Below are 1,379 nucleotides of genomic sequence, written 5' to 3'. Positions count from 1 at the left end.
CCGGTAACACCTTCCAGCTTGTTGATGATCGATGGCTGACCGCCAACGTACACGTCGTCCGGCGCATGGATGGTGATAGTCCCGGTGGCGCTGCCAGCCGGAACGGTCACTTTGGTGCCGTCGCTGAGCGTGAATACCAGGCCGTTATGGCCGGTAACCGACAGACCTTGGGCGTTGGTCAGGGTAACGGTGTAAGTGATCTCGCCGCCTTCGGCCACGGTGGTCTTGTCAGCGGTCAGGGTTGCGACGACTTCGCTTTCGGTATCGGCGATCTGCACGGTGGCCGAAACACCGAGCTCGAGGTTTTCGAAGGTCTTGCCCGGAACGGTGGCATCGGTGATGCCAACAGTCAGAGAACCCGAGTCTTTAAAGACATCATCGCCCTGGGCCGGTGCCTTGTATTCAACTTGGGTCTGGCCCGCAGCGATGGTGACTTTGTCGCCATTGCTCAAGGTAACGGTCAGCGGACGGTCCAGTGGCTGGTTCACTTTGACAGTGAAGCTTGGCTGCTGATCTTCGGTGACATTGCCATTGCTGACGATGGTGACGGAAACCTTGTCGCCTTCGTTGCCGGTGCCCGGAGTACCAGTACCTGGCTCGTCCGTAACGGTTGTGGTGACGGAGTTGTCGCCGAGGGTCAGCTTCTCGAAGTTATCTGCGCCAGTAACGCCTTCCAGCTTGTTCACGATTGCTGGCTGGCCACCGACGTACACGTCGTCCGGTGCGTGGATGGTGATGGTGCCGGTGGCGCTGCCAGCCGGGACAGTAACCTTGGTGCCATCCGAAAGAGTGAAGGTCAGACCGCCATGACCTTTGACGTCCAAGCCTTGGGCGTTGGTCAGGGTAACGGTGTAAGTGATCTCGCCGCCTTCGCTGACAGTGGTTTTGTCAGCAGTCAGGGTGGCGACAACTTCACTTTCGGTATCGGCGATCTGAACGGTGGCCGAGCCACCCAGTTCCAGATTCTCGAAGGTCTTGCCCGGTACGGTTGCATCGCTGATGCCAACGGTGAGCGAACCCGAGTCTTTGAAGACGTCATCGCCCTGAGCTGGAGCTTTGTACTCAACCTGAGTCTGGCCGGCCGCGATGGTGACTTTGTCGCCATTGCTCAAGGTAACGGTGAGCGGACGATCCAGCGGCTGGTTCACTTTGACAGTGAAGCTTGGCTGCTGGTCTTCGGTGACATTGCCGTTGCTGACGATGGTGACAGAAACCTTGTCGCCTTCGTTGCCGGTGCCCGGAGTACCAGTACCTGGCTCGTCCGTAACGGTTGTGGTGACGGAGTTGTCGCCGAGGGTCAGCTTCTCGAAGTTATCTGCGCCAGTAACGCCTTCCAGCTTGTTCACGATTGCTGGCTGGCCACCGACGTACACGTCGTC

Annotated in this window: 1 protein-coding gene; it reads right to left on the bottom strand. The window is 58.7% G+C overall.

The window, feature by feature from the left end:
- Positions 1-1,346, bottom strand: a 1,346-nt coding sequence (locus AC2CGW_RS25220; RefSeq protein WP_484574770.1) for an immunoglobulin-like domain-containing protein, incomplete at its 3' end; no start/stop codon positions are given.
- Between the last annotated feature and the right edge of the window lie 33 nt (positions 1,347-1,379).

This window comes from Pseudomonas sp. SYWMCR5 (assembly GCF_057197165.1).
Note: the sequence above shows the minus strand (reverse complement) of the source record. Positions and strands in the feature narration are given on the sequence as shown.